Annotated in this window: 4 protein-coding genes and 1 pseudogene; 1 reads left to right on the top strand and 4 read right to left on the bottom strand. The window is 47.5% G+C overall.

Going from position 1 to position 7,317, the window contains the following annotated elements; all coding sequences use genetic code 11:
- Together OEM52_12535 and OEM52_12530 are read right to left on the bottom strand one after the other, a co-directional pair.
- A partial coding sequence (locus tag OEM52_12535) for a pyridoxal 5'-phosphate synthase lyase subunit PdxS (protein ID MDK9700966.1) occupies positions 1–580 on the bottom strand: 580 nt, incomplete at its 3' end.
- Between the two features lie 61 nt (positions 581–641).
- A complete protein-coding gene (locus OEM52_12530; protein ID MDK9700965.1) occupies positions 642–2,459 on the bottom strand; it encodes an ABC transporter ATP-binding protein/permease in 1,818 nt (605 codons plus the stop codon).
- Positions 2,460–2,777: 318 nt separating this feature from the next.
- Here OEM52_12530 and OEM52_12525 point away from each other — a divergent pair, with 318 nt between their 5' ends.
- Complete coding sequence (locus tag OEM52_12525) at positions 2,778–4,460, top strand: AAA family ATPase (protein ID MDK9700964.1); 1,683 nt, start codon at positions 2,778–2,780, stop codon at positions 4,458–4,460.
- 48 nt (positions 4,461–4,508) lie between these two features.
- On the opposite strand, the gene OEM52_12520 is transcribed toward OEM52_12525, so the two are convergent.
- Together OEM52_12520 and OEM52_12515 are read right to left on the bottom strand one after the other, a co-directional pair.
- Entirely contained in the window at positions 4,509–4,898 is a 390-nt protein-coding gene (locus tag OEM52_12520; GenBank protein MDK9700963.1) for a T9SS type A sorting domain-containing protein, read from the bottom strand.
- Between the two features lie 81 nt (positions 4,899–4,979).
- Positions 4,980–6,443: pseudogene (locus OEM52_12515) on the bottom strand (M14 family zinc carboxypeptidase).
- Between the last annotated feature and the right edge of the window lie 874 nt (positions 6,444–7,317).

Below are 7,317 nucleotides of genomic sequence, written 5' to 3'. Positions count from 1 at the left end.
CTTCCGGGGGTAACGTCGTCAATCGCTTCATTTCTTCGGTAACCGTTCGCATGTGCCGCACCGCTTCGACGATGTTGCCAGTACCGGCTTCCCCTTTGGTGCGAATCATCGCCGCCCCTTCGCCGATCCGCCGCAACGCTTCGCCAAGGTTACGACAACCGCAGACGAACGGCGCTTTGAAGTCGTGTTTCCAAACGTGGTACTGTTCATCGGCGGGCGTCAACACTTCCGATTCGTCAATAAAATCGATTCCCATCGCTTCTAAAATTCTTGCTTCGGTAATGTGTCCGATCCGGCATTTTGCCATCACGGGAATCGTTACCGAGTCTTGGATTTCTTTTATCAACTTGGGATCGCTCATCCGGGCAACGCCGCCATCGGCGCGGATATCGGCGGGGATTCGTTCAAGCGCCATCACAGCGGATGCGCCAGCTTTTTCCGCAATCTTTGCCTGCTCGAAATTGGTGACGTCCATGATCACGCCGCCCTTGAGCATCTCGGCAAGTCCGACTTTCACCTGCCACGTCGCGACTTCTTTGCCGGATTCGATGGTCGATCCGTTCTTTTTATCGGGGGTCATTGATACCTCTGTGAGAATGAAGATTCACTAAATAATACGAATTTGCAGGCGGGAGTAAAAACTATGACAAAAACTGTTGCTTACTCAAGCGGGCGAATAGTTCGCTGTGTTGTAGAAGTTCTTCATAAGTACCGACATCGACGACTCTGCCGTTATCAATGACGGCAATCCGGTCGGCGTTACGGATCGTCGAAAGGCGATGGGCGATAATGATAATCGTTTGAAGATTTTTCATATTATCGAGGGCGCGCTGAATCAATAATTCGCTGTCACTGTCAAGATTCGAGGTCGCTTCGTCTAGGAGAATGTATTTCGGTTTTCGGACAAACGCGCGGGCGAGCGAGAGCCGTTGCCGTTGCCCGCCGGAGAGCCTTACCCCACGGTCGCCGACGATAGTATCGTACCCGTGGTCGAGTTCCCGAATAAACGTATCGGCATAAGCTAATTTTGCAGCGGCAACGATTTCCTCCGTAGTCGCCTCGTCGTAACCGTACGCGATATTCGCGGAAACGGTGTCGTGAAAGAGAATCGTTTCCTGCGTGACGACCCCGAATTGGCGGCGGTACTGCTCATAATCGAATTCCCGGACGTCGGTATTCCCCAATGTGATGCGTCCCGCTTGCGGGTCGTACAACCGCAGGAGCAACGAAAATAGCGTCGACTTCCCCGCTCCCGACAATCCCACCAGCGCCAACGTCTCATTCGGCTGCACCGTCAGCGATAAATCTTCCAGCACATTTGGGAGCGATTTATCGTATTGAAAGCGGACTTGGTCGAAGGCAATCGGTTCGATGGATTCGGGAATCGGTTTGGGAGTTACCGGCTCCGGCAACGATTCGTCGGTGTCGAGTTCGGCGAATATCCGCGCGCCAGAAGCACTCACGATGCTAAACGACGCCCAGCCGTTGGCTATCGAACGAGCCGGCGCCAGCATCGTAAAGAGAATCACGATGAAGCGGAGGAAATCTTCGGAATCGATGCCGCCGGAATGTATTACATCGTAACCGCCGACCATGAGAATCGTGATAATGATGAACATTCCGATAACTTCGGTCGCGGGAACGCCGAGGATATCCAGTTGCCGTTGTTTGAAGGTGCGTTGATAGACAAGATCGTTAATCCCGGCGAACCGTTTGTTTTCGCTCTTCTCGGTACCGCTGGTTTTGATCAGGAGGATTCCGTTCAACCGTTCGGATAACAGAACGGTGAGTTCTTCCATCGCTTTTTGCAGCCGGGTCGATTTGCGTTTTAAGCTTTTCCCAACTGCACTGATGATCACGCCCGCCACCGGTCCCACCAACAGTGTAAGTAAGAGGAGTTTGATCGAAATTGCCGCAAGCAGTATGAATGAAATGATGACAGTTGCCGGGTCACGCAGGAAAATGCCGAATACTTTCGTCATATTTTGGTTCAAGGTTTGCGCATCGCTCACCAGCAGCGACATCATTTCCCCGGACTTCCGGCGATGAAAATATCCGAGTCCTTGTTTCAGGAAATGCTCGAATAACCGCTTCCGGATGCGTTGGGCGAGTCGTTGTTCGAGCAGCGCGAGCGTACGTTCCTGCAGGAAACGGAATCCGCCGGCGAGGGTGTAGAGACCGAGAATAAACAGACAGACCCGCACCAATTTATCGAAAGCGTCGCCACCGCCGATTAACTGGTCGGTGAGCATTTTAAGGAAGCCGTTGAGGTCGCTCCACGACTGCAAATCGGCTTGAGGAGCGGGTTGCGACGGCTCGAAAATCAATTTGAAGAAACTTGCTGCGACCCACATTGCCGCGGTATTGCTCACGACGAACAGGACAGCCGCAACCCCCGCCAACGGCAATAGCCGCCACTGGTCTTTCCCGAGCAAGAGGATGCGTTTAAATGGGTGCATTATTCATCGGTCTTGGTGGTTACGGGCTTCCAAGCCTGTGACTTCATTTGTAGGGGCGCAAACGTTTGCACCCGGCTTTGAAACGGGTCGAAGCGTTTCGACCCCTACGAAACAGGCGGGGCATTTTCATTACCCCGCCCCGAATATACAGCATTTCAGAAAGCAGTTGCGAGTGAACGAAAAATTTGGTTAACACTCAATTAGGATTGTTCGATTAAGAAAGTTAATGCATGTACAGACAATATTTGCATTATACATTATTAGGTGTTAATATTCAACATAGCAATCAAGTTATCAAGCAATAACCCGGAGACAATCATGAAGATCGCGAAAATCAAAATCCACAATTTTCGAGGAATTTTGGATTCAACTCTTGATTTATTCAATTATAACTTACTAGTTGGACCGAACAATGCTGGAAAAAGCACTGTGATTGATGCTATCAGAGCGTTTTATGAGAAAGACAGTTTCAAGTTTCGGACGGATAGAGATTTCCCGTTCATACCTACCCAATCAAAAGAGTCTTGGATAGAGATTTCTTTCAAACTTGAACCAAGCGAAGACGCGGCACTAGCAGATGATTATCGAAACACAGATTTAGTACTTAAAGTGCGCAAATATTTCAAGAATGAAGATAAAAATAAAGAGGGAACGATTTTTGGTTATAAAACAGATGGAACTATTTCAAATGAACCATTTTATGGTGCAAAAAATGTTCAGAGCGGAAAATTTGGAGATATAATTTTTATACCCGCAGTCAGTAAAGTTGAAGAACACACCAAATTAAGTGGTCCTTCGGCATTACGTGACCTATTAACAAAAGTATTAGAAAATGTGGTAGAATCCAGTCCTTCTTTTAAAAAATTCTCAGGTGACTTTGATGAGTTTGCACAAAACATTAAGGATGAAGAAACTGAAGCTGGGTGGTCACTTGGTGGATTAGAAGCTGATTTGAGGGCTCTTTTGTCACCATGGGAGTCTGATATAAAAATTGAAATGAAATCACCATCAATCGGTGAGATAATTAAAACCATGTTATCATACCAATGCATTGACAACGCACATGGAAAGGCTTTGGCTGCAGAGCAGTTTGGCTCTGGGTTTCAGCGTCACTTTATTTACTCTCTTATCCAAATTGGATCAAAATATATCGGCAAGAAACCTTCAAAGAAAACAAAAGACTTTGTTCCTTCAATGATGCTTGTTTTGTTTGAAGAACCAGAGGCGTTTCTTCACCCACCTCAACAAGAAGTATTAGCGAGAAATCTCATGACTCTCTCACGCAAACCGGATCAACAAACGATTTGTTCAACACATTCGACATATTTCGTAAGCCGCAATACTGCCCTCATACCTTCGATCACTCGATTGAAGCGTGAAAAAGGTTTAATTTCTGTTAACCAAATCGGCAGAAATGAATGGGATGAAATAGTGGATGCAAACCAAACCTTAAACTCTATCGCGATTAAATGGCCAAAACTAAAAAGTAAACTTGAGGAAGACGACTTGAAACCGGTAATGGAAAGTGTAAAATACTTTTTATGGTTAAATCCTGATCGATGTGGACTCTTTTTTGCAAACCACGTGTTATTGGTTGAAGGTCCAAGCGAGCAGGTTCTTATAACAAAGTTGCTTGATGATGACAAAATCAAAAGACCAAACTGTGGTTTGTATGTGCTTGATACTATCGGAAAGTTTAACACACACCGTTTTATGAATCTTTTAAAAGCTCTTGGCATCCAGCATTCAGTAATTCATGATGATGATAAAAACGTTGATTATCACGCTGAGATTAATCAACTTATTCAAGATTCGAAAAGCCAGTTTACTATGATCGTAAAAACGATACCGAACGACCTTGAGGATTTTCTGAGTGTTCCCAAAACTAAAGATCATCGAAAACCTCAACATCTGTTATTCCTATATGAATCAAAGGTGATTTCGGAAGACAAATTGAATCTCTTCTGTAGAATGGTAGAAAGCTGTTTACCAAATCATTGATGGTTACACAGTTGCCGCTTCATGTTTGAAGCGGCAACTGCTTCCTTCCTACTTCACCAACGCCACCTTCCTCGTAGCAGTTTGCGAACCACTCGTGAGGCGAAGCCAATAGACCCCCGAAGCATGGTTGCTGCCATTCCAGCGTAATTCATGGGTACCGGCGGTTTGTCTTCCACTCGCTAAAGTCGTCACTAGTCGTCCGGTAACGTCAAAGAGTTGTAAGGACATTGTTCCCGCGGTGGCAAGCGAGTAGTGAATCGTCGTCTGCGCATTAAACGGATTTGGATAAGTCTCTTGTAAGCCAAACGTATACGGCACAGTAGCGCTTGGGGACGGCGCATCATCAACGACAATCGTCACCCAACGCAACGGCGACCAGACCGAAGTATCCCCTTCGGCGTCACGCGCCCGCACTTGCACGAGCCATGTCCCCGGCATCAGCGAAGTGACCGGTTCAGTCAAATTGGAAACCGTATTCGTCCACGGCATAATCATCGTCGGCGCCGGTTCGACATCGTCCAGCCACACGCCATCCCCTTCGGTACCACCATCCAACTCATACATGAACCGGAACAGCACCGTTTGATTCGCATACTGTGTCAATGGGTGAGTACACAATACAAATTGGTTGTTTGAGCTACCGGTAATGCCATGATCCCAATTATTCGAATTCGGATTGGTACTCACCGTCCGATTGCCTTGCAACGAGTACCACGTAATTCCATCATCGGTAGAAATCTGCGCGAAGAAATAATCGAAGTCGGTCTCGATGTCGTACCAGAGCCGGTACTTCAAGGTGTCGTTTGCCCCGAGTAACACGGGATGCTGCATCGTCAGTAACGATTTCGTATCAGAGAAGTTGGTAAACTCAATGCCATGGGTTCCAGTAGCGGCATGGGTCGTCGAACGGAACACATTGGTACTCAGCCAATTTCCAATCCCGGCATCGAACGATTCGACACCAACCGGATACTCGGCAGTTGCGCGGAAATCATAGGACACAGCGGGATTCACCGGATCGATATGCTCGATTCGCCAGCGCAATGAATCATCGATGAAAATCGTATCGGCGGCAGTCAACAGCGGTACCGGTGGCGGCAATACGATGCGCGGCTCGCCGCCTATTTCCGCTGCTAAATAATTCATCTCCAACGTTTGTTGACAGAGTGGCAATATCCGCGACTGGGTTGGCCAAAAGCCGTCTTGCTGGGTTCCGATCTCAATGACATAGGCAAAATTCGGCAGCGTGTCGGGTGAGGCATCGTATTGCCAATCGGGAGCGTCACCATTCACCGGATAGAGCAGCCACCACGGGTTACCTACGGTGAAACCGTTCGTTGCCGACCAACGATTACCTAGATTTCGCAACAATGTATGATCAGGCGCCCATTCCCGGCGATAGGCAGTCGGGTGGACAATAAAATTGGAATAGCTGTGATGATTCAGCGTGATGCGAAAATGACGCTGATTGCAGAAGTCGCGAATCGCCTGCGTTTCCGGTTCGCTGAAGGCGGCAGTGCCGCGGTACGTTTCCGCTTGTCCTTGGGGACACGAACCAAAACCATCATAGCCTCAATGGCAACCGCAGGTTCGATTTACGTCGACTCCGCGCGAGTTATCGGGATTCGTCCGTCGGTTCTTTCGCCACATCCCGCCACCGTTTGGATTCTGAGTTTCGTTGCGCACCATGCCATCGGGATTGACTGCCAAAACAAAATAGAGTTCCCGATTGTTGATGATGTTTTGTGCGCGCGGGTTGGTGGCGTAACTCGATAACAAGTTGCGGATGAAATACATCAATTGGGTATGCGTTATTTGCTCGCGGCTGTGAATCATCGAGTTGAAAAACACTTCCGGTTCGTCTTCGTCAACGTTAACATTATCGCTGATTTTGATTGCGAAGATGCCGCGATTCTGTCCGGTCGTTCCAATGCGGATTGTATCGGACACCAATGCTGGAAATTGATTGCGATAGTTTACCATCGAGTCGATGGTTTCGGCAAAAGTCGGGTATCCGTCTATTAGATCGGTACCCTCAGCGAGTGAACGCTGCACATAATATGCCGACATATCCGGTATTGTTTCGGTGAACAGGAACCCTTGCCGGGAAAGCCGTTCGCGGTCGGCATCGTTGGCGATTACGGGGATCGGTTGTCCCGGCTCGATTTGTTGGATATCGAATCCGCCAAGCTGTAAGTCCCGCAGCGTATTTTTTCCGGAACGTTGCACTTCCACTAGCGCATATCTGCCGTCGGAAGGTTCGGCGGGATCGTTGGGGGAAAGCGGGGAAGTGTGCGGAACTGCTTGGACGAGGGTGATGCAAAGCAAAACAAATAGTAGTGCGACTCGCAGTAAACCGGTCATGGTAGTAGTCTCCTTGTTGTCAAGTAACAACATACCACGAAATCGAGGAACAATCAATTATGTTTCAACACTTTACTTCAAAGGTGAGTTGCATCCAACTCGTAGAGTTTTTGCAGTTTTACAAACATTTTTGCGAAACAATTCACATAACTATCATACACGCAATCACTTATGGAGATCAAACTCTAACCAATCCTCTCCACATAACCAATACTCTATTGGGTTTGAGATCACTGGGAGATCAAAATATTTCGAGGAATCACCTTTCTCCTCTTGACTCTAAGTCAAAAAAAAAAAGTAGGTTAGATTCAAAGGTTGGTTTAGAGTTCGACAAGAATTTTTAGTAAATCGACTTGTCAACCTTTTCTCGAACAACAACGGAGCGTATCATGAAACGGAAACGACTCATAATCGCATTGCTTTCGGTTGTGATGATCGTGTCGATGGCGTATGCAACTATACTGTTTACACACACTCTTGACAATGGAGAGAC

It is taken from the genome of bacterium, assembly GCA_030247525.1.
Classification (GTDB): Bacteria; Electryoneota; JAOADG01; order JAOADG01; family JAOADG01; genus JAOTSC01.
This window is presented reverse-complemented; position numbering and strand designations above follow the sequence as displayed.